Below are 20,545 nucleotides of genomic sequence, written 5' to 3'. Positions count from 1 at the left end.
CAGGCCCTTGTGAAGCACCGAAGCACCGTACGCGCGGCACCGGTTACGGCAGGACGGTAACCGGTGCCGTGTCGTTGGCGGGGTCGAGGTCGCGGCGGCTGATCTCGGCGATGTCCGTCACCCGCACGCTGCCCTCGCCGGGGCCGCCGAGCCGGAGCGTGAAGTCGAAGGCGCGCGTCTTCCCGGCTTCCAGGCCGCCCTGCACGACGCACGAGTACGTGCCCTGGTCCAGGTCGCAGTAGGGCTCGTACACGTCCTCGTCGATCGCTTCCATGGGCTGCTTCACCACGGTGGCGCTCGGCGGCGGGGTGAACAGCAGTTTCGCGCCTCCGGGGTTGGCGGGCCCGTTGTTGCGGACCTTCAGGTGCACGGTGTGCTCGGTGTCGCGCGCGCCGCTCACCTCGACGGCGAAGACCTCGAAGTCGGCGTGGGTGTCCACCTGCACCTCGCTCCACACGTCCCCGCCGGCGAACGTCCCCTTCAGGCCGGCCCCCTTCGCGGTGGCGGCCGTCAGCCGCGGGCCGTCGCCGTGGTCACCGCCCTTCGGCACCACGCTGTACTTGGCGGGCCCCATGTCCAGGGCCCATGCCTCCTGATGGAACGAGGCGTACATCTGCGTCGTGGAGACGTTCAGCGCCAGGTCCGGTTGCAGGGCGACCGCCTGGCCGGGCGGGATGCGCAGCCCGGGGAACTCGCACACCGCGACGGAGCCCTTCTGGAGTTCCGGGTAGCGGCAGTTGCCGTACCGGTGCTCGAAACGCACGCCCGACTGGACGGCGAGCTTCAGGCCGACGCCCCGCACGGGCACCTCACCGGTGTTACGGATCACGACCGGCGTGCGGAGGACGGAGCCGGGCTCGACGTCCTTGAACACCTTGGTCGTGCCCACCTTCACCACGGGTTCGCCGACGACGACCCGGGTACGGGCGTTGAGCGCCTTCCCCTTCTGCGTGCTGAAGCTGAAGCGGACCAGGCCGCTGTCGCCGGGTTCGCTGCCCGGAGCGGCGACCGGATAGACCCGGTCCAGGTCCGACCAACTGTTGTAGGCGCCGCTCACGTGGCAGACGACGCGGGCGGCGTCCCCCGCGCACCTGGGGTTCTTCTTGCGGATGTCCGCGATCTCGAGCCGTACCGCGCCCTCGGATCCGGTGACGTCCACCGTCAGCTCATGGTCCTGCGTTCCGTACGAACTCCTCGCCTTCACGTCCTCGGCCTGGACGTGGAAGGGCACCTTGTTGCTCGGGCCGGAGTGGTCGCCCTGCGGCCGCAGATAGAACAGGTCCGGCACCGACATCCAGGACTTCTTCTCCCCGGTGCCACCGCACCCCGCGAGCCCGCCCAGCAGCATCACCAGTGCCAGACAGATGCCCAGGGGCCGCAGCACTGCCGGTCGCTCGCGCATGACTCCTCCGCCGCCAGAAATGACCGTCCGAGATCGTCGGAATCGCACACCCTACCGCCTCCGCCGGCTGGAGCACCGGCGGAGGCGGACTGTCCTGATTCCAGGGGGAGTTCAGTTCACGGCGAGAGTGAAGACGTGCAGGTCCGCATTGTCCGGCAGCTTCACACTCCTGATGTTCTTGCCCGTCGGAGCCGTGAACGGCTTGGTCGCGAAGACGTACGTCGAAACGGGGTCCTTGTCGGCGCCCGCGACGTTGCGGTACGCGGCCTTGGCGACGATCTCGTTGCCGAACTGGACGGTGCCGCCCCCGCCGCCGACGGTCCAGTCGGTGAAGGAGAGGCCGACGGTGTCCGTGGTGCCGTCGGTGTAGGTGACGGTCGCCTTGGTCTCCTGGTTGCCGTTCACAGCGCTGCCGATGAAGCTCAACTGCGAGGCTGCTGTGGACAGTTCGATGGTCTGGGAGGTCGCCGAGGCGTTGTCGGGGCGGCCCGACGGCGAGTCGGGCCAGGTGAAGGCGAGGCCGCCGGACACCGTGCCCTGCTTGCCTGCGGTCAGACCCGCGTCGGCGAGCGCCTGACGCGAGTAGCTCCAGCCTCCGCCGTCGAAGTCGGCCTCGTCGTGGTCACCGGAGTCGTCCGAGACGCCGGTGTTGTTGTACGCCGCGAGGAGGGAGCCGGGGGCCGCGACGGTGAGGGCCACCGGCTGCTCGTACGACGCGTCGGCCGAGGTGACCGTGACCTTGACGTCGTAGAAGCCCTGCTGGGCATCCTCACCGGCCGACAGGGTGATCTGCTGGGTGCCGTCGGTCACCGTGCCCTCGGCGGGAGTTGCCGTCACACCCTCCGGCACGTCCACGTGGAAGCGGACCTCGGGGCCCGCGCCGCCGCTCAGGGCGAGGGCGCGGATGTCGAGCTTCGTGCTGCCGCCGGGCGCGAGGGTGGCCGTGGTCGGGCCCACGCCGATCTGGTGCGGCTGCTCGCCCTCGCGGAAGGAGGGCGGGGCGGCGGCCTCGGAGCTGCCCCACTGCTGGTCGGGGGTGTCGCTCAGTGTGTAGTCGAGCGTGCCGCCGTCCCGGACGAAGGAGGCCGGGAGCCAAGGCCGGTCACTGGTACGGCCGTTGACCTTCAGGGAGCGGATGTACGGGGAGTCGGCGGCCGCGCCCGCCGCCCGGATCTCGATGTCGTTGCCGCCCGGACGCTCGATCTCCACGCTGCTGAACAGCGGTGAGGAGAGGATGAGTTCGGGGCGGGAGGGCACCTGGGGATACATGCCGAGCGCGGAGAAGACGTACCAGGACGACATCTCTCCGAGGTCGTCGTTGCCGGGGATTCCGCCGGGCTGCGTCGACCAGAGCTTGCCCATCGCCGCGCGGACCGTCTCCTGCGCCTTGTAGGGCGCACCCGCGTACGCGTACAGGTAGGGCACGTTGACCGACGGCTCATTGTCGAGCTCGGACTTGTCGCCGCCGCTGCCGGTGAAGGCCCAGCTGCCGTCGGCGTTGTGGAAGAAGGTGTCGAGCCGCCGGGCGGCCTTCTCCCGGCCGCCCATGGCCGCGAAGAGCCCGGCCGGGTTGTGCTGCACCATCCAGGTGTACTGGGCTGCCGTGCCCTCGACGAATCCGTTGCCGGTGGCCGGGGTGAAGCCGGTGACCCAGCTGCCGTCCGCCTTGCGGCCCGCGATGTAGCCGCCGCTCGGGTCGGCGGCGATGTTGAAGTTGTTCTGCCACCACTGGGAGCGCTTGGCGAAGGTCGCGGCCGTCTCCTTCTCCCCTGCCGCACGGGCCAGTTGGGAGAGCGCGAAGTCCGCGCCCGACATCTCCAGGGTCTCGGCGGCGCCACCCCAGGCGTTGGAGACGGACGGCATGTAGTGCTGGTCCAAGTACTTGTCCAAGGAAGGCCGTTGCCCTACCGACAGGACCGGCTTCCCTGCCGAGGAGAGGTCCTGGTCCGTCGGCACCGTCGCCGCCTTCACCAGTGAGTCGAGGGCGCCCCGCAGATCGAAGTCCGTGCCGCCGAAGGCCCGGATCCCGGCAAGGGCGGGCGCCGACGGATCGCCGTTCATGACGTGCGTGCCGCTCGCGCCGTGCAGCCAGCGGTCCCAGACTCCCCCGTTCTGCCGGGCGAGTTCGAGCAGGGACTGCGCGATGTCCGAGCCGGTGTCCGGGTTGAGGAGGGTGAGCAGCTGGACCTGGGAACGGTAGACGTCCCAGCCGGAGAAGGTGCCGTACTGCGCCTGGTGGCCGCGGGTGACGACATGGACCTTGTCGTCGGGGCCCCGGTATCTGCGGTCGGCGTCGCTGATGACGTTCGGGTGCAGGAGGGCGTGGTAGAGCGCGGTGTAGAAGGTGGTGCGGTCGGTGTCGCTGCCACCGCCGACCCTGATCGCGCCGAGCCGGTCGCGCCAGGCGCGGTGGGCGGCGTCCTGGACCGAGGCGAAGGACCGGGAGGGCGGGTTCTCGGCCGCGAGGTTGGCCTCGGCGCCCGCCCGGCTGACGTACGAGATGCCGACCTTGACGTTCACCGGGCCGGCGCCGGGCTCGAACTCCACATAGCCGCCGGCGCCCTTGCCCGCGACGGGCCGGCCGCCCTGTCCGAATCCGCCGGTGCCGCCGGTGGTCTCCGTGCTGCCCGGGCTCAGCCTGTCGTCCTGCCAGGTGCCGGTCGCCTTGAAGCCGCGGTCGAAGCGGGCGGTGAAGTAGAGGGTGTAGTAGGCGCGTCGGCCCTCCGGGTCGAGGTAGCCGCAGAAGTTCCCGGAGGTGACGGAGCCGGAGACCGTGCGCGTCGCCGGGTCGATGGTGACGGACGAATCCGTGGACCCGACTTCGGAGTTGGCGGTGCGGATCAGCAGCGAGGCGGGCTTGTCGGCGGGGTAGGCGAAGCGGCCCGAGCCCGTGCGCGCGGTCACCGTCAGGTCGGCGGTCACACCCGAGGCCAGCCCGACCCTGTAGTGGCCGGGCTCGGCGGTCTCGTCGGCGTGCGCGAAGTCGGACGCGTACACCGCGTCTTTGGTGTCGCTCGCCGGGGAGGAGGTGACCTCACCGGCGTACGGGAAGAAGGGGATGTCGCCGCTGCCGCCGGCACAGCCCGTGCCGGACATATGGGTGAGGCTGAAGCCCCGGATACGGGTGGCGTCGTACTGGTAGCCGCCGGGCGCGGCCGTGCGGGTGGCGTCGCCGCGGGTGTTCTCGGGGCTCCAGGAGAGCATGCCGAAGGGCATGACGGCGCCGGGGAAGACATTGCCGCCGTTCTTGGTGCCGATGAGCGGATCGACGTACGTGGTGGGGTCCCGGACGAGGTCCGGTGGTGCGGTGGCAGCTACGGCTGGCGTGATCCCTCCGGCCGCCAGGGCGACGGCCAGCAGGACGGATGACGGACGGAAACGCATGACGCGGCCCCTCCTCCTTCGGACGGGTCGCGCACCACAGGTCGCACAAGCCGCAGGGACAGTAACGTGCGCCACGGGTACCACGGAAGACCGCCTGCGGCTCGGGAGACGCGCCCGGCGCACACCCCATTGGCGCAGCGCGCGCCCCGTCGAAGGTCAACTGGCTTGACATCGTTGTCCGTTGAGGCGGTAGAGTCATGTACAGACCATTCGACAACGTTGTCGCACACCGTGGTCACCACAAGCCGCACCATCCCGGGCCGGGCCTCCCCCGACCCCGCCCGGGCTCGCGGACCGGGTGAGTACGAACACCCACCCGGTCCGCCCTGAGCCTTGCGCGGTCAACCCACCTGGCAGGGAAGGCTCGTTGACGGATCGTCACCGGCGCCCTGGACCACGTACCCGAACGTCGTACTCTTGCCCGGATCCAACGCCCCGTTCCAGTCGGCGTTGTGCACCATCACGTCCTGTCCGTCGTAAGTCGCGTTGCCGTTCCACAGACTGGCGACCGACTGCCCGCCCGGCAGCGTCCAGTCGACCATCCAGCCGAGCATCGGCACGTCACCGGTGTTGGTGACGGTCACCTCGGACTGATAGCCGCCGGGCCAGCTGTTGGTCGTACGACGGGTCGCGGAACACACGCCGGGCGGGGGCTCGGTCGGGTTGCCCGGATCGTGAATGCCCGTCACTTCGCCGTTGCCGCCGTCGAAGACGACGTCGGAGCAGGAGTAGAAGGTCTCCGCACTGTCCGAGCGCTGCCAGACCATGTAGATGATGTGGCGGCCCGACTTGTTCGCGGGAAGCTTGCCGCTCCAGGAGTAGTTGGCCTCGACCGTGCCCGGGGTGCCGTTGAGCGGCGGGTGGTCGACCGTGAGGAACGGCTGGTCCTCCATGTCGTTCCAGGTGAGCGTCCTGGTCGGGTCGAAGCCGTCCTTGGTGATGTAGACGTAGAACCAGCCCGGGTGCGCGGCCCAGGCGTTGTACGAGAAGTCGACGGTCGCGCCCGAGGTGAGGTGGGTGAGCGGCCAGTCGTTCCGCGGCAGGTTGAACCCGGTGAAGTTGGGATTGCCGCCGCTGCACAGCTCGCCGTCCGGGACGAAGCCGCGGGTGCGGCCGGCGCCGTCTGAGCGCAGCACCGAGAACCAGTTGTAGAACGGCGTCGTGCCGCTCACCTGCTGCGCCGCCTTGCAGGCCGGGTTCACGGGTTTGATCTCACCGGTGTCGGTCAGCCCGTCCTGCCAGCACAGGAAGGTGCGGCTGCCGGGCTTCATGGGAGTGCCGTGGGCCTCGGCCCGGCCGCCGGTGGCGACGATGAGGGTGAGGGCCGGGAGCACGGCCAACAGCGCGAGCAGGACGAGGAGTTGGGATCTGCGGCGGGTGGGGAGCGGTAATCGGGAGGTCACCGAGACTGCCGAGGTCGTTGTTTTTGTTGGGGGCATGACAAATAACCCCTTCGCGGGTGTCGTGTTCGTCCTGGGTGAGGCGGGAGCGACCCCGAGGGCGGGTTCCGGTCCGCATGGATGGGAGCGCTCCCACCTCACTCGGAAAGTAGCGCGCACTCGAACCTCTGTAAACGCCCGCCGCACGCCTCGCGCACCAGAGCCGGATGGCACAGCTCGCACACAAAGGCCGCACCCCTCAGTGGTGGGTGCGGCCCTCGCGATGACTGAAAACCGGGGTCAGGTCACTGATGGTGAGGTGACGTCAGATAGTGCTGTCGAAGAAGCTCCCTTCCGTAGTCGTTGCCGTTGGGCGTGCGGATGACGGAGTGCACGTGCTTCTGGGTCGCGCCGCTGCCCTGCGAGGCGCCGTACGCTCCCGCCAGCGGACCGGGGGCCTGGCAGTCGACCTCGACCCAGACCACGGGGCTGTGCACCCGGACGTAGAAGGCGGAGTCGTCGGCGAAGCCGCCCGCCCAGGTCACGTACGTGTCGTCGATGTGCTTACGGACTTCGGCCATCCGCACCCTCGCGACGTCGGCCTTGGCGCGGCCGACGAAGGCCTCGACGATGCCGAGCAGCTTCTTCTTCTGGGCGGCGTTCAGGACACGGGCGCGCAGCCCCGTGTACTCCTGGACAGCGTTGTCGGAGAAGGCGCCCGCCTTCATCGACTCGTTCGACTTGGTCGTGGACTCGATGACGACCTTCCGCTGCGCGTCCGTGAGGGAGTTGATGAACGCGAGGCTGGCGACGACCTCTTCGTGACACACCGTCACGGTCTCGCCGTCGATCTCCATCGAGGTCGGCTCGGAGCCCCAGAAGCACGGGCTCATGACGACCTGGTCGCCGAGCACGAAGTAGTTGATGACCTGGTGGTGGCCGTCGAACTGGAAGCCCCAGGGCTCGGTGGCCGACGGGGTGCCCATCAGCGTCCAGTAGTAGGCGTCCTCGTTGAAGGAGTTGGTGTTGTTGATCGCCTCGCCGGCCGCCTGGTTGATCTTGCGGATCTTCTCGCTGGTCTCCAGGCCGTCGGCGCTGAGGGCCGACTTCAACAGGGCGGTACCCAGCGCCTTCTGATCGTCCGTCATGTCAGCGAGGGTGACGCCCTGGCGCTCGTAGGAGTCGACGTTGCTCCACAGCCGCCACTCGGTGGAGTGGACGGTGAACTGCGTCGTGGTCTTCTGGGTGTCGGTGAGCCCCGCCAGGAAGGCGTTCGCGGCGGCGATCACGGGTGCGGTCGCGACGCCGGTGGAGTGGATGGTGTAAAGGTCGTCGATCCGCTTGCCGTCGGTCGTCAGACCGAAGAACTCCTCGGTGATCGACTGGTTGCCGGGGCCACCGGTACCACCGCCGGGGGCGCCACTGGGCGCGCCGCTCGGCGTGGCGGAGGCGTCCGCCGTAGTGGTGGTGCCGTCGGCCATCGCGGCCCAGGCACCGGCACCGCCCATCGTCGCAACGGCCGTGGCGCCGCTGGCGAAGAAGACCTTCCGCATGAAGTTGCGGCGGCTCGCGTGGGCGCGTCTGCCCGGCTCCGACTGCGGCTCCGTCGGCTCTCCGGTGTCGAGCTCCGTCATCGTCACAGGCTCCCTTCGTCATGGGCACGTCCATGACGGACGGCCGCGCGACGCTGACTCTTCTGGGCGAACCTGAGCCGAAGCTGAAGCCGAGCATGACAAACGGCCGTTGTATTTCCTGGGGGATGCCGCTCCAACTGGGGTTCTCCGGAACCTCGTGCGCGCTCGCTCCCTCTACCTGTGAAAACGACATGAATACGGGCAAGAGGAAAGGGCGGGCCGGTGCGGAGGTCTGAAACGGGTGGTGACGACGAGAGCGGTGCCGGCCGCGGCCCGGGGGCCGGTCGCGGCCTGTGGGCGCCCGCGCTGGCGAATCTCCTGATCGGGCTGGTCGCGATCGTCCCGGGGCTGTGCCTGCGCCGGCTGCTGACCACGTACCCGTCGGTGCACTGCGGCGGCAGCGTCGGCTGCCACGGGGGCACATCCCACAGCGCGCTCGGCATGATCACCGGCGCCGTGCTGGGCCTTGGATTCGTCCTCGGAATGGTGCTGGTGGTGGACATCCTGATGCCCCACCAGGAGGGCGGCCCGGTGGGGTCCTGGCTCGGCATGGCACTGCTGATCCCCGTGCCGTTCGTGGTGGGGCAGGCGATGGGGTGGATCTGAGCATGTACGGAGGCGGGTCGCGGCCGCGCCTGCTGCTGGATCCGCTGCCGGCGAGGGCCGCGGGCGGGCGGATGTGAGCGACGCGTTCGGGGAGCCCTGGACGGCGAGTGGCCGTGGTCAGGAGCCCCGGACGGCGAGTGGCCGCGGTATCAGGAGGCCCGGCTGCCGGCCGTGCGCTTCGGGGACGGGCCGTTCCGCGACACGTTCACGTTCGTACCCGAGGGGAGACGGCGGATTTCCCTCCAGCTCCGGCCGCCGGTGTGAGGACCTCGGCCGACGGCAGCTCGATGGTGAACTCCGTACGGCCTGGGGCGCTTTCCACCCGTATGGTGCCGCCGTGGGCGGTGGTGATGGCCGCGACGATGGCGAGGCCGAGGCCCGAGCCGCCGTTCTCGGCGGACATGCGGGAGCGGGACGCGTCGGCGCGGGTGAAGCGTTCGAAGACCCTGGGCAGGAGCGAGGGCGGGATGCCGGGGCCGTCGTCGCGCACCCGGATCGTGCAGTGCGTGTCCGTCGCCTCCACCGAGGCCACGACCGTCGTGCCAACAGGCGTGTGCACACGGGCGTTGGCCAACAGGTTGGCCACCACCTGATGGAGCCTGGCCTCGTCGCCCACGACCAGCGCCGGCGAGTCCAGGAGCAGCGCCAGCTGCCAGTTGTGGCTGTCGCCCGCGGCCCGCGCGTCCCACACCGCCTCCGCGACCAGCGCCGCGAGGTCCACCTCGGCCGACTGCAACGGCCGTCCCTCGTCGAGCCGGGCGAGCAGCAGCAGATCCTCCACCAGGCCCGTCATCCGCGCCGATTCGGCGGAGACCCGCCGCCAGGCCATCGTCGGCTCGATCTTCTGGGTGCCCCGGTTCATCAGTTCCGCGTATCCGGCGATGGAGGCGAGCGGCGTACGGAGTTCATGGCTGGCGTCGGCGAGGAAGCGGCGCATGCGTTCCTCGCTGCGGCGCATCTCCTCCTCGCTGCGCTGGCGTTCGGCCAGCGAGGTCTCGACATGGTCGATCATGCGGTTGAGCGCGGCGCCCACCTGGCCGGCCTCGCTGCCCGGGTCGGTGTCGCGTTCGGGTACCCGGATGAGGGCGGTGACCTCGCCGTGCCCCAGCGGGGAGCGGGACACCTCGACGGCCGTGGCGGCGACCCGCCCGAGCGGGCGCAGCTGCCGCCGGATGACGACGGCGCAGACACAGCCGGCCACGGTGAGCCCGGCGGCCGCCACCACGGCCTCCACCACGACCAGGCCGCGGATCATGTCCTGTACGTCGTCCATCGGAAGCCCCGTCATGACGGCCTGCTCACCGCCGCCGTCGAGGGCGGTGACCCGGTAGGTGCCGAGGCCGGGGACGGTCCTGGTGTGCAGCGAACCGTCGGCCTCGATGCCGGAGAGCGCCGCGCGCTGGGCGGCGGTGAGAATCTTCAGCCCGCCGGCGCGGCTCACCACCTTGGCGGCGAGGACCTGCCCGTTGTCGCCGAGCCTGGCGGCGACGGTGCCGATGGGCTGCCCCTGCTCGTTGAGGAACCCGAGGTCCGTGTCACCGCTCGGCCCGATGCGGACCCCGCCCTGGCTGCGCGAAGCGGCGTCGCTGACCCGCTGGTCGAGGTTGCCGAGCAGATACGCGCGCTGCGCGAAGATGGTGGTGAGCGCCATGGCCGTGCACACCACCACCAGCGCGGCGCAGATGAAGACGAGCAGCCGCGTCCGCAGGGACCTCCCCCGCAGACGCGCCCACCAGGACTGCCCGCGCGAGCGCGCCGGGGGCGGCGTCCGCGGCTGCCGGGCGGTCAGTGAGCGACCGCGGAACCGGGGGCTCATCTCCCGTCCTCCGGCGGCCTGATGGCGTAACCGACGCCGCGCACCGTGTGGATCATCGGCGCCCGCCCCTTGTCGATCTTCCGACGCAGGCTGGAGATGTACACCTCGACCAGGTTCCCGCCGCCGTCGAAGGAGCTGCTCCACACATGGTCGAGGATCTGGGCCTTGCTCAGCACCTGGCGCGGATGGCTCAGCAACAGGCTGAGCAGCTCGAACTCCTTGGCCGTGAGCCGGACGGGCCTGCCGTCGCGGTGCACCTCGCGGGTCTCCTCGGTCAGCATGAGATCGCCGAGCACCAGCGCGGACCCGTCGGGCTGCGTCTCCTCGGCACCGGAGCGGCGCAGCAGCCCGCGCAGCCGCAGCACGACCTCCTCCAGGGAGAACGGCTTCGTCACATAGTCGTCCGCGCCCGCGGCGAGCCCGTCGATGCGGTGTTCCAGCGCGTCGCGCGCGGTGAGCATGAGCACGGGCAGCCTGGGATTCTCGTACCGCAGCCGCCGCAGCACCTGGAGTCCGTCCAGGTCGGGCAGCATCCCGTCGAGCACGACGGCGTGCGGGGCACAGCCGCGCGCCACGCGCAGCGCGCTCTGCCCGTCGGCCGCCGGATAGGGCCGCCAGCCCGCCTCGGTCACGGCGACGGACAGCAGCTCGGTGAGCCCCGGCTCGTCGTCGACGATCAGCACGCGGACGCGGCCGCCATGGACCCCAGAAGTGCCAGACATGTAGCAATCGTGTCCCGGTCCGCTGAGGGAACCCTGTGTTCCACCTGAGCCCTGCCGATGATCTCGGGGGGAACGAGGCGGGGGAACGAGGCGGGGGAACGAGGCGGGCAAAGGACGCGGACGAACGGCGAAGGGCCGCACCCCCGTTCACCGGGGGTGCGGCCCTCAACTGCTGGTAACTGCCCTGCCGTACCGCTTAGTTGCGGATCAGGTTGCGCAGCACGTACTGCAGGATGCCGCCGTTGCGGTAGTAGTCCGCCTCACCGGGGGTGTCGATGCGGACGACCGCGTCGAACTCCACACCGGTGTCGGTGGTGACCTTGACCGTGGCGGGGGTGGTGCCGTCGTTCAGCTCGGTGATGCCGGCGATGGAGAAGGCCTCCTCGCCGGTCAGGCCGAGGGACTCGGCGGACTGGCCCGCCGGGTACTGCAGCGGGACGACGCCCATGCCGATGAGGTTGGAGCGGTGGATGCGCTCGTAGGACTCGGCGATGACGGCCTTGACGCCGAGCAGCGCGGTGCCCTTGGCCGCCCAGTCGCGGGACGAACCCGAGCCGTACTCCTTGCCGGCCAGGATGACCAGCGGGATGCCCTGCTCGATGTAGTTGCGCGAGGCGTCGTAGATGAACGACACCGGCGCGTCGGCCTGCGTGAAGTCGCGGGTGAAGCCGCCCTCCGTGCCCGGCGCCACCTGGTTGCGCAGGCGGATGTTGGCGAAGGTGCCGCGGATCATGACCTCGTGGTTGCCTCGGCGCGAGCCGTAGGAGTTGAAGTCACGCCGCTCGATGCCGTGCTCGGTGAGGTACTTGCCCGCCGGGGTGTCGGCCTTGATCGCACCGGCCGGGGAGATGTGGTCGGTGGTGACCGAGTCGCCCAGCTTGGCGAGGACGCGGGCGCCGGCGATGTCCGAGACCGGGGTGGTCTCCATCGTCATGCCCTCGAAGTACGGGGGCTTGCGGACGTACGTCGACTGCGCGTCCCACTCGAAGGTGTTGCCGGTCGGGATCGGCAGCGCCTGCCACTGGGCGTCGCCCGCGAAGACGTCCTGGTAGGACTTGTTGAACATGTCCTCGCCGATGGCGTTCGCCACGACCTCGTTGACCTCGGCCTCGGAGGGCCAGATGTCGGCCAGGAAGACCGGCTTGCCGTCCTGGTCGGTGCCGAGGGCGTCGCGGGTGATGTCCACCTTCATGGAGCCCGCGAGGGCGTAGGCGACGACCAGCGGCGGGGAGGCCAGGTAGTTCATCTTGACGTCGGGGTTGATCCGGCCCTCGAAGTTGCGGTTGCCGGAGAGCACCGAGGTCACGGCCAGGTCGTGCTCGTTGACCGCCTTGGAGACCTCTTCCGGCAGCGGGCCGGAGTTGCCGATGCAGGTGGTGCAGCCGTAGCCGACGAGGTTGAAGCCGACCTTGTCGAGGTAGGGGGTGAGCCCCGCCTTGTCGAAGTAGTCGGTGACGACCTTGGAGCCCGGGGCGAGGGTGGTCTTGACCCACGGCTTGCGGGTCAGGCCCTTCTCCACGGCCTTCTTCGCGACGAGCGCGGCGGCGACCATGACGTACGGGTTCGAGGTGTTGGTGCAGGAGGTGATGGCCGCGACCGTCACCGCACCGTGGTCGATCTCGTAGGTCGAGCCGTCGGGGGCGGTGACCGTGGTCGGACGGGTCGGTACGCCGTTGGCGGTGGCCGGGGAGTCGGAGGCCGGGAAGGACTCCTTGCCGGCCTCGTCGTCCTCGTCGACGTAGTTGCGGACGTCCTGCGCGAACTGCTGCGCGGCGTTCGCGAGGACGATGCGGTCCTGCGGGCGCTTCGGGCCGGCGATCGACGGGACGACCGTGGAGAGGTCGAGCTCCAGCTTCTCGGAGAAGTCGGGCTCGGCGGCCGGGTCGAGCCAGAGGCCCTGCTCCTTGGCGTACGCCTCGACGAGCGCGACCTGCTGCGCCGAACGGCCGGTCAGCTTCAGGTAGTTCAGGGTCTCGCCGTCGATCGGGAAGATCGCGGCGGTGGAACCGAACTCCGGCGACATGTTGCCGATGGTGGCGCGGTTCGCGAGGGAGGTGGCGGCCACGCCCTCTCCGTAGAACTCGACGAACTTGCCGACGACGCCGTGCTTGCGCAGCATCTCGGTGATCGTGAGCACGAGGTCCGTGGCGGTGGTGCCGGGCGTGAGCTCACCGGTGAGCTTGAAGCCGACGACGCGCGGGATGAGCATCGAGACCGGCTGGCCGAGCATCGCGGCCTCGGCCTCGATACCGCCGACGCCCCAGCCCAGGACACCCAGACCGTTGACCATCGTGGTGTGCGAGTCCGTACCGACGAGGGTGTCGGGGTAGGCCTGCCCGCCCCGGACCATGACGGTACGGGCGAGGTGCTCGATGTTCACCTGGTGGACGATGCCGGTGCCCGGGGGGACGACCTTGAACTCGTCGAAGGCGGTCTGGCCCCAGCGCAGGAACTGGTAGCGCTCCTTGTTGCGGCCGTACTCCAGCTCGACGTTCTGTGCGAACGCGTCGTTGGTGCCGAACTTGTCGGCGATGACGGAGTGGTCGATGACCAGCTCGGCCGGGGCCAGCGGGTTGATCTTCGCCGGGTCGCCGCCGAGCTCCTTGACGGCCTCACGCATGGTGGCGAGGTCGACGACACAGGGCACGCCGGTGAAGTCCTGCATGATCACGCGGGCCGGCGTGAACTGGATCTCCTGGCTGGGCTGGGCCTGCGAGTCCCAGCCGCCGAGGGCCCGGATGTGGTCGGCGGTGATGTTCGCGCCGTCCTCGGTGCGGAGCAGGTTCTCCAGCAGCACCTTCAGGCTGTACGGAAGGCGAGCCGAGCCTTCCACCTTGTCCAGCCGGAAGATCTCGTACGACTCGTCGCCCACCTGCAGCGTGCTGCGGGCGTCGAAGCTGTTCGCCGACACGACAGTCTCCTTCATTGATGTGCGCGTTCCCACCGCATCCTGCCGCCACGACGTCTTGGCCGATCCGCTAAGGTAAGGCTAAGTTAGGTAACCCTTACTGCCAGACCGATGTTGCGTGCGGCTGCGGTGCGCCTCGGCAGATATCTCGATGTCGAGATAACTCTAGTACATGGGGGCGGGCTGGTCATGCCCGGCCTCCTCCGGATGTCCCGTGTCCTCGATGAGTTTCGGGGCGCGCCGGGTCGGGGGCGGCGGGGTGAGTTCCTTGGCTGCGGATGGGTGGGGGCTGGTCGCGCCCCGCGGCGGATCCGCAAATGTCACAGCCCCGCGCCCCTGACGGCTCGGGGCTGCGCCCCGTCGCCCCCGGCGCACCCCGGATGCTTTTGTCTTTCAGGGGCGCGGGGAACTGCGCGACCAGCCCCCACCCACCCGCACCCGACGCACAACCGATGGGACGGGCAGGGGCGGCGGGGGCGGCGGCCTCCGGGCGTCACAGGCCCGTGTGATGAAGTGGGCACGGCAGCGGTGACGAACACAGACGGCGTACGCGCGTGGCGTACGCGGACGACGTGCGCAGGGGGACGATCCGTGGCGGCGGACTCGACGACGAGCGGCTACGACTACCGGGGCGCCCATCTGCTCGCCCTGCTCCTCGCCGGGGGCGAACCGGGCGAGGCCGGGCGGATGCGGCGGCGGCTCGGGGAGGCGGAGCCGCGTTATCTGACCTGGGTCCCGCTGTCCGCCGAGGCACGGGCGAACGCGGCCCGGGATCCGGATCCGCTGGTGCGGCGCGCGCTGATCAGGGCCGAGGGGGTGACCTCGGACGATCTGGCCGCGCTGCTCGAACGCCCGGATCCGGTCACCGACCGGCAGGTGTACGAGCATCGCTGGGCGCTGCCGTGGATGCGCCGGCTCGTCCTCACGCCGAGGCGCCACGCGGATCCGGCCGCTCTCGCGCCGCTCCGTGAGCGGATCCTCTCCACCCAGCGGGAGTTGCCCGGCATCCCGCACTTCGTGGCCGCCGGGGTGGTGAGCGACGCGCCCGAGGTGGTCGAGCACGCGTTGCGTGTCTGTGGTCGGGCGATGACCAGTGCCGAGCAACTCCGGGGTGTGCTGGGCCTGTTGGACCACCCGGAGCGGCTGCGGGCCCTGCTCGGTGGCGCGGACGCGCCGCTGCGTCCGGCGGTCGCCGAACAGGCACGCGCCGCGCTCGGCACCGACGGCGCCGCGCTGCGGGCCGCCGCCGCCGCGGCCGAGGGCGCCGAGGGTCTGGTCGCGGGCCTGCGCGCGGGCGAGGCCGAGCCGTATTGGCGCCGGACCTTCGAGTGGGACGCGCTCGTCTCGGCACACCTCGCGGATCCGCTGCCCGAGGCCGCCGTACGGTTCCTCGCCCAGCAGCCCGAATGCCCCGAGCCGGTGCTCGCGGAGCTGTACCGCACCCACCCGTCGGTCGTGGCCGGGGTCGCCCGGCCCTGTGCGGCGCTGGTGCGGGCCGCCGCCGGGACTCCGGGCCATCCCGAACTGGTGCGGATCTGCACGGCGTTGAGCGCCGACGGAGCCGATCGCTCCGCCGGCCCGTACGCCACCGGCACCGGTACCGACGCCCGCGCCGGCCAAACCGGCCCCGTCGGCCGCTCGGACGAGGCCGACATCGCCGCCCCTTCGGACGACGGCCTCTCCTCCCTCTCCTCCCTCTCCTCCCTCTCCTCCCTCTCCGCCCTCATCCTCGACACCGTCACCCCCGCCCGCACCGCCGCCACCGCCCTCGCCGAGCTCGGCCCGTCCGGGCCCCTGCGCGAGTCGCTGCACCGGCTCCTCGGCGCCGACCCGAAGCGCTGGGCCGCGCTGCGGACCACCCTGTCCCGGTACAAGGGCACGCTCGCCGCCCTGCTCGCGGCCATCGCCGACGGCGAGGCGCCCGCGGGTTCGGCCAAGCCGCCGGCGCTGACGAAGCCGTACCGCTTTCTGCTGTACGCCGCCGAGCCGGGCGATCTGAGCGGCCTGCTGCCCCGGCTGCCCGACGAGCTGCTGACGGCGCTGCTCGGCAAGGGCTCGCTGCCGCCGCACGCCCTCGACACCGCGCTCGCCGCGGGCGATCCGCGCGTGGCGGCCGCCATCGGCGGCAATGTCGCGCTCGGCGTGCGCGAACTGCGCCGGCTCACCGAGCTGGACGAACCGGCCGTCAACGCCGCCGTGTTCCGCAATCAGAAGGTCACTCTGTCGCTGTGCCGCGCGATCGCCTCGGGCGTCCCGCGCACTCCGGGCCGCACCGAGCCCGTCCCGCTCGACGCGGGGCTGCGCGCCGAGCTGCTCGGCGAGACCTACAAGCACCAGCGAACGCCGCTCGTCACCAGTGGGGACCCCGAACTCGTCCACCACGCCTGGCGGTTCCTGAGCGAGGACGGGCGGCACTACGCCGTCGTACGGGTCTGGGAGCGCGCTGGGGAGGAGGGGGTGCGCCGACTGCTCGGCCTGTTCCCTGAGGATGCCGTCACCGCCCATCCCGTGCTGGAACGGGCCGCCGCCACAAACGACTTGGGCCGGTTCAGGGAGGACCTCCACCCCTTCGACGACCCGGACACCCTGTGCGGCATCCTCACGGAGTCGCGCGGACGCAACGCCACCCGGCGTCTGGTGTACACGCTCGTCCACGAGCCGTACGCGTACGACTTCACCCGTCTGGCGGCCGCGCACCGCAAAGTGCCCTTCCAGCCGGAGCCGCTCGCCGAGCTGCTGCGCCACGAGGACGTCGACGAGGCGGTCCGGGAGGCGCTCACCGTGGTGAACCTCACCCAGTGGCTCGACTCGAAGGACCACGGCGCCGATCCGATCGAGCTGCTGCGCTCCACGCCGTACCCGGGGTGGCAGTGGTTCACCCGCGCGGTCGAAGGCGGTTTCGTGGATCCCGAGCGGCTGGTCGACACCGCCCACCCCGCCCACGAGGTGCTGGGGAGCCTGCGGCACTTCGACGACGCCGTGGCCGGGCGGGCGCGCCGGTACACCGCGGAACTCGTACGGGAACACCTGGCGGGCCATCCGGAGGGCTGGGTCGTCGCGCTCGGCCTGGCGGGCACGTACGCCGGGACGCTCGCCGAACTGATCCAGGTGGCCGCGCAGGTGGCGGGGCCCCGGCCCGACGCGACGGAGCTGGCCCGCCGCGATGCCGGTGAACTCGCGCGTGTGACAGCTGAGCTGAAGCCAGCGGCGACTGCTCCCCAGCTCACGCAGGAGGAAGAGCGCGCCCTGCGCAAGGAGCTGGAGCCCCTGTCCACACCGGCCGCGGTGCATCTGCTGCGCACGCTCGTGCCGGGCTCGCCCCTGCCCACCGGCGCCCGGGTCCTGCGCACCCTGGCGGGCGCCGAGCCCTACAGCGTCCCCGGCGTCGAACGCCCCGACTGGCTGATCGAGGCCTGCGCCGCCCACAACTCCGCCAACACCGGTGAGCCGCTGGTTCCCAAGGAGCGCCGCGGCATCCCGCTCTCCGCCCTGGACGACTACCGGCACGGATTCGTCGCCCCGAGCGAGATGGTCGCCCGCACGCCCGCACGCGAGATGAATCCCGTGCCCAAGCAGTGGCGTACGCACCATGCGGAGGGGCCGCAGCTGCGGGCCGCCCGGGCCCTGGTCGCCGAGCGGCTCGGCACCGACACCGGGCGCTGGCTGCGCGCCCTCTCGGCGATGAACAACGGATGGGCCGACCGGACCTTCGGCGAGGTGCTCTCCGAGGGCAACGCCGGGAGGGATGCCACCTGTTTCACCCCGCTGGGCGGTCGGCTCCTGCTGCACGCGGACGTCGCCGCCCTGACGGCCGTGATGCCGTCGCTCGGTCCCGACGCGACGGTCGCGCTGACCGAGCACGCGTGCGCGAGCGCTTTCCTGCCGGACGACCTCGTGACGTATCTCTTCGTCTCGGACGACCGGGCCGCGCTGCTCGCCCTCACCCGGTCGTGGCGCGAGTTGTACCGCGACGGGGAGCTGCAACTGCGGCTCCTCGGTCTGGACGACCCCGGCGTCAATGCGGCCCTGTACGGGAACGCGTTCAACGGCCCGTCCTCCGTCGCGGTCCGCCGGATCATCCTTTCCCGCCGGCCGCGCGGTCGCGTCGCCGAGGGCCCGGGCGACCTCGTGCCGCTCGCGCCGGAGCTGCGCGAGACGCTCCTGAAGTCGTCGTACCTCGTGACGGGTTCGGAGCACCGGCAGCGCGTTCAGCTCGAAGCCGCCGACCCCGAGATCGTCGAACACGCGCTCGCCTCCTGGGGGAAGCGGCGCCCGCTGCTCGACCATCTGCTCGCCGCACGTGCCTCACTGCGGTACGGCGGCCGGGACCAGCTGCGGTCGCTGGCCGAGCGGGGGCTGCTCAAGCCCGCCGCGGCGAAGTTCGCCGTCAAGGCGCTGGAGTCGGCCGCCCCGGACGCCGTGATCGCCGACCGGCTCGACCGCGAGCTGGGGCCGGAGCGGCTGGTGACGCGGCTGCGGGCATGCGTGGAGTACGGCGAGCAGGACCGCGTCCTCGAACTGCCGTACATACGCGATTGGGATGTACTGCTCAAAGCGCACGAACAGGAGCCCTTCTCGTCCGCCGTGTGGAGTGCGCTCGGCGATCTGCCGGACGCACCCGACGCGGTCACGGCGGCGAGCATGACCTGGGAGCGGCTGCGCGACCGCGCCGCCATCGGCCGCGGCCCCGACTGCGCTCGCGCCGCCGTGGCGCACCGCTACCGTGCGGGCAGCCGCGCCACGCGGAGCGCGATGTTCGACTTCCTGGGCGAGCACGGCCTGATCACCGGCGCGGACCTGGTCCATCACGCCTCGGGGGCGGCAGGTGTACTCCACTACCTGGCCGAAGGCGCCGTACGCCGCGAACTCCCCGCCGCCGTGCGCACCTTTGTGAGGGAGGCCACCGACGAAGTGGCGAAACTTGCGACAAAACTTCTCAATACCGATGAACCGTCATGGAAGCGTCTCTTCGCGGCACTCACCGGCGGTGACATCAACTGGCTGCGGCCCGGCTGCACCACCACCGTCGCCGCACTACTGGAGCACAGCGCCCGAACTCCCCTGTGACCGGCCCGTGATGGCCACGCCCTGAGCGCGATCACACGGAAGGATGCACTCCATTTTTCTTTATCTCACATCCGATATACGGTCACGCCATGGCAGACGACTACCTCGTACGCATCGGCAAGCTCATCCGTGACGCCCGGCAGCACCGGGGCTGGACACAGTCGCAGCTCGCCGAGGCGCTCGGCACCAGCCAGAGCGCTGTCAATCGCATCGAGCGCGGCAACCAAAACATCAGCCTTGAGATGATCGCCCGAATCGGCGAAGCCCTGGACAGCGAAATCGTCTCCCTGGGCTATGCGGGTCCGATGCATCTGCGTGTCGTGGGCAGGCGTCGTCTGTCCGGCTCGATCGACGTCAAGACCAGCAAGAACGCGTGCGTGGCGCTGCTGTGCGCAACGCTCCTCAACAAGGGGCGCACGGTACTGCGCCGCGTGGCCCGCATCGAAGAGGTGTACCGCCTGCTGGAGGTGCTCGGTTCGATCGGCGTCCGCACCCGGTGGATCAACGACGGGGTCGACCTGGAGATCGTGCCGCCGGGCGAGCTGGAGATGGAGGCGATCGACGCCGAGGCCGCGCGTCGTACGCGGTCCATCATCATGTTCCTCGGCCCGCTGCTGCACCGTATGGACCACTTCAAGCTGCCGTACGCGGGCGGTTGCGACCTGGGGACCAGGACGATCGAGCCGCACATGATCGCGCTGCGCCGGTTCGGGCTCGACATCGCCGCCACCGAGGGCCTGTACCACGCCCAGGTGGACCGCTCGGTCGCCCCCGGCCGCCCGATCGTGCTGACCGAGCGCGGCGACACCGTGACCGAGAACGCGCTGCTCGCCGCCGCCCGCCACGACGGCGTGACCGTCATCCGCAACGCCTCCTCCAACTACATGGTCCAGGACCTGTGCTTCTTCCTGGAGGCCCTGGGCGTACGGGTGGACGGCATCGGCACGACCACGCTCACCGTGCACGGCGTGCCGAACATCGACGTGGACGTGGACTACTCGCCGTCCGAGGACCCGGTCGAGGCGATGAGCCTGCTCGCCGCCGCCGTGGTCACCGAGTCGGAGCTGACGGTGCGCCGGGTGCCGATCGAGTTCCTGGAGATCGAGCTCGCGGTCCTGGAGGAGATGGGCCTCGACCACGACCGCACTCCGGAGTACTTCGCCGACAACGGCCGTACGCGCCTGGTGGACCTGACCGTCCGCCCCTCCAAGCTGGAGGCGCCGATCGACAAGATCCACCCGATGCCGTTCCCGGGCCTGAACATCGACAACGTCCCGTTCTTCGCGGCCATCGCGGCCTCCGCGCAGGGCAAGACGCTGATCCACGACTGGGTCTACGACAACCGCGCGATCTATCTCACGGACCTCAACCGCCTCGGCGGCCGGCTCCAGCTCCTCGACCCGCACCGCGTGCTGGTGGAGGGCCCGACCCGCTGGCGCGCCGCCGAGATGATGTGCCCGCCCGCGCTGCGGCCCGCCGTGGTCGTCCTGCTGGCCATGATGGCGGCCGACGGCACGTCCGTGCTGCGGAACGTGTACGTCATCAACCGGGGCTACGAGGACCTCGCCGAGCGGCTCAACTCCATCGGCGCGCAGATCGAGATCTTCCGGGACATCTGACCGGCGGC

General features: G+C 70.6%; 10 protein-coding genes. 3 read left to right on the top strand and 7 right to left on the bottom strand.

The window, feature by feature from the left end; genetic code table 11:
• Positions 1–43: 43 nt before the first annotated feature.
• The 4 genes from AB5J50_RS37705 to AB5J50_RS37690 form a co-directional block, all read right to left on the bottom strand.
• Complete coding sequence (locus AB5J50_RS37705; protein WP_369263105.1) at positions 44–1,402, bottom strand: hypothetical protein; 1,359 nt, start codon at positions 1,400–1,402, stop codon at positions 44–46.
• Positions 1,403–1,513: 111 nt separating this feature from the next.
• Positions 1,514–4,786 (bottom strand): GH92 family glycosyl hydrolase, encoded by a 3,273-nt coding sequence (locus AB5J50_RS37700; RefSeq protein WP_369263104.1) that lies wholly within the window; start codon positions 4,784–4,786, stop codon positions 1,514–1,516.
• A 341-nt stretch (positions 4,787–5,127) separates the two neighbouring features.
• Complete coding sequence (locus AB5J50_RS37695) at positions 5,128–6,225, bottom strand: lytic polysaccharide monooxygenase (RefSeq protein WP_369263102.1); 1,098 nt, start codon at positions 6,223–6,225, stop codon at positions 5,128–5,130.
• 245 nt (positions 6,226–6,470) lie between these two features.
• Positions 6,471–7,799, bottom strand: coding sequence for a DUF3500 domain-containing protein (locus tag AB5J50_RS37690; RefSeq protein ID WP_369263100.1), 1,329 nt, complete (start codon positions 7,797–7,799; stop codon positions 6,471–6,473).
• Between the two features lie 222 nt (positions 7,800–8,021).
• Between AB5J50_RS37690 and AB5J50_RS37685 the strand changes: the two genes are divergently transcribed.
• Positions 8,022–8,405: a hypothetical protein gene (locus AB5J50_RS37685; protein ID WP_327432473.1), complete on the top strand. Its 384-nt coding sequence runs from the start codon at positions 8,022–8,024 to the stop codon at positions 8,403–8,405.
• 205 nt (positions 8,406–8,610) lie between these two features.
• On the opposite strand, the gene AB5J50_RS37680 is transcribed toward AB5J50_RS37685, so the two are convergent.
• From AB5J50_RS37680 to acnA, 3 genes are all read right to left on the bottom strand, one after another.
• Positions 8,611–10,221 carry an ATP-binding protein gene (locus AB5J50_RS37680; RefSeq protein WP_369263098.1) on the bottom strand — a complete coding sequence of 537 codons (1,611 nt, stop codon included), beginning with the start codon at positions 10,219–10,221 and terminating at the stop codon, positions 8,611–8,613.
• Positions 10,218–10,943: a response regulator transcription factor gene (locus AB5J50_RS37675; protein WP_327432471.1), complete on the bottom strand. Its 726-nt coding sequence runs from the start codon at positions 10,941–10,943 to the stop codon at positions 10,218–10,220. Before AB5J50_RS37675 ends, AB5J50_RS37680 begins: the two co-directional genes overlap by 4 nt.
• A gap of 196 nt (positions 10,944–11,139) precedes the next feature.
• Positions 11,140–13,854 carry an aconitate hydratase AcnA gene (gene acnA, locus AB5J50_RS37670; protein WP_369263096.1) on the bottom strand — a complete coding sequence of 905 codons (2,715 nt, stop codon included), beginning with the start codon at positions 13,852–13,854 and terminating at the stop codon, positions 11,140–11,142.
• Between the two features lie 588 nt (positions 13,855–14,442).
• Here acnA and AB5J50_RS37665 point away from each other — a divergent pair.
• Together AB5J50_RS37665 and AB5J50_RS37660 are read left to right on the top strand one after the other, a co-directional pair.
• Positions 14,443–18,918, top strand: a complete 4,476-nt coding sequence (locus AB5J50_RS37665; RefSeq protein WP_369263094.1) for a hypothetical protein — start codon at positions 14,443–14,445, stop codon at positions 18,916–18,918.
• Between the two features lie 89 nt (positions 18,919–19,007).
• Positions 19,008–20,537, top strand: a complete 1,530-nt coding sequence (locus AB5J50_RS37660) for a helix-turn-helix domain-containing protein (RefSeq protein WP_369263092.1) — start codon at positions 19,008–19,010, stop codon at positions 20,535–20,537.
• Positions 20,538–20,545: the final 8 nt, after the last annotated feature.

It is taken from the genome of Streptomyces sp. R35, assembly GCF_041053035.1.
GTDB classification, from domain to species: Bacteria; Actinomycetota; Actinomycetes; order Streptomycetales; family Streptomycetaceae; genus Streptomyces; species Streptomyces lutosisoli.
The sequence above is the reverse complement of the archived record's forward strand: the minus strand, read 5'-3'. Positions and strand labels throughout refer to the sequence as shown.

What these genes read in the sequence shown, in the direction of transcription:
- AB5J50_RS37690 (WP_369263100.1), bottom strand. Translation starts at nt 7,799, where the DNA reads ATGACGGAGCTCGACACCGGAGAGCCGACGGAGCCGCAGTCGGAGCCG.
- AB5J50_RS37700 (WP_369263104.1), bottom strand. Translation starts at nt 4,786, where the DNA reads ATGCGTTTCCGTCCGTCATCCGTCCTGCTGGCCGTCGCCCTGGCGGCC.
- AB5J50_RS37675 (WP_327432471.1), bottom strand. Translation starts at nt 10,943, where the DNA reads ATGTCTGGCACTTCTGGGGTCCATGGCGGCCGCGTCCGCGTGCTGATC.
- AB5J50_RS37660 (WP_369263092.1), top strand. Translation starts at nt 19,008, where the DNA reads ATGGCAGACGACTACCTCGTACGCATCGGCAAGCTCATCCGTGACGCC.
- AB5J50_RS37695 (WP_369263102.1), bottom strand. Translation starts at nt 6,225, where the DNA reads ATGCCCCCAACAAAAACAACGACCTCGGCAGTCTCGGTGACCTCCCGA.
- AB5J50_RS37680 (WP_369263098.1), bottom strand. Translation starts at nt 10,221, where the DNA reads ATGAGCCCCCGGTTCCGCGGTCGCTCACTGACCGCCCGGCAGCCGCGG.
- AB5J50_RS37705 (WP_369263105.1), bottom strand. Translation starts at nt 1,402, where the DNA reads ATGCGCGAGCGACCGGCAGTGCTGCGGCCCCTGGGCATCTGTCTGGCA.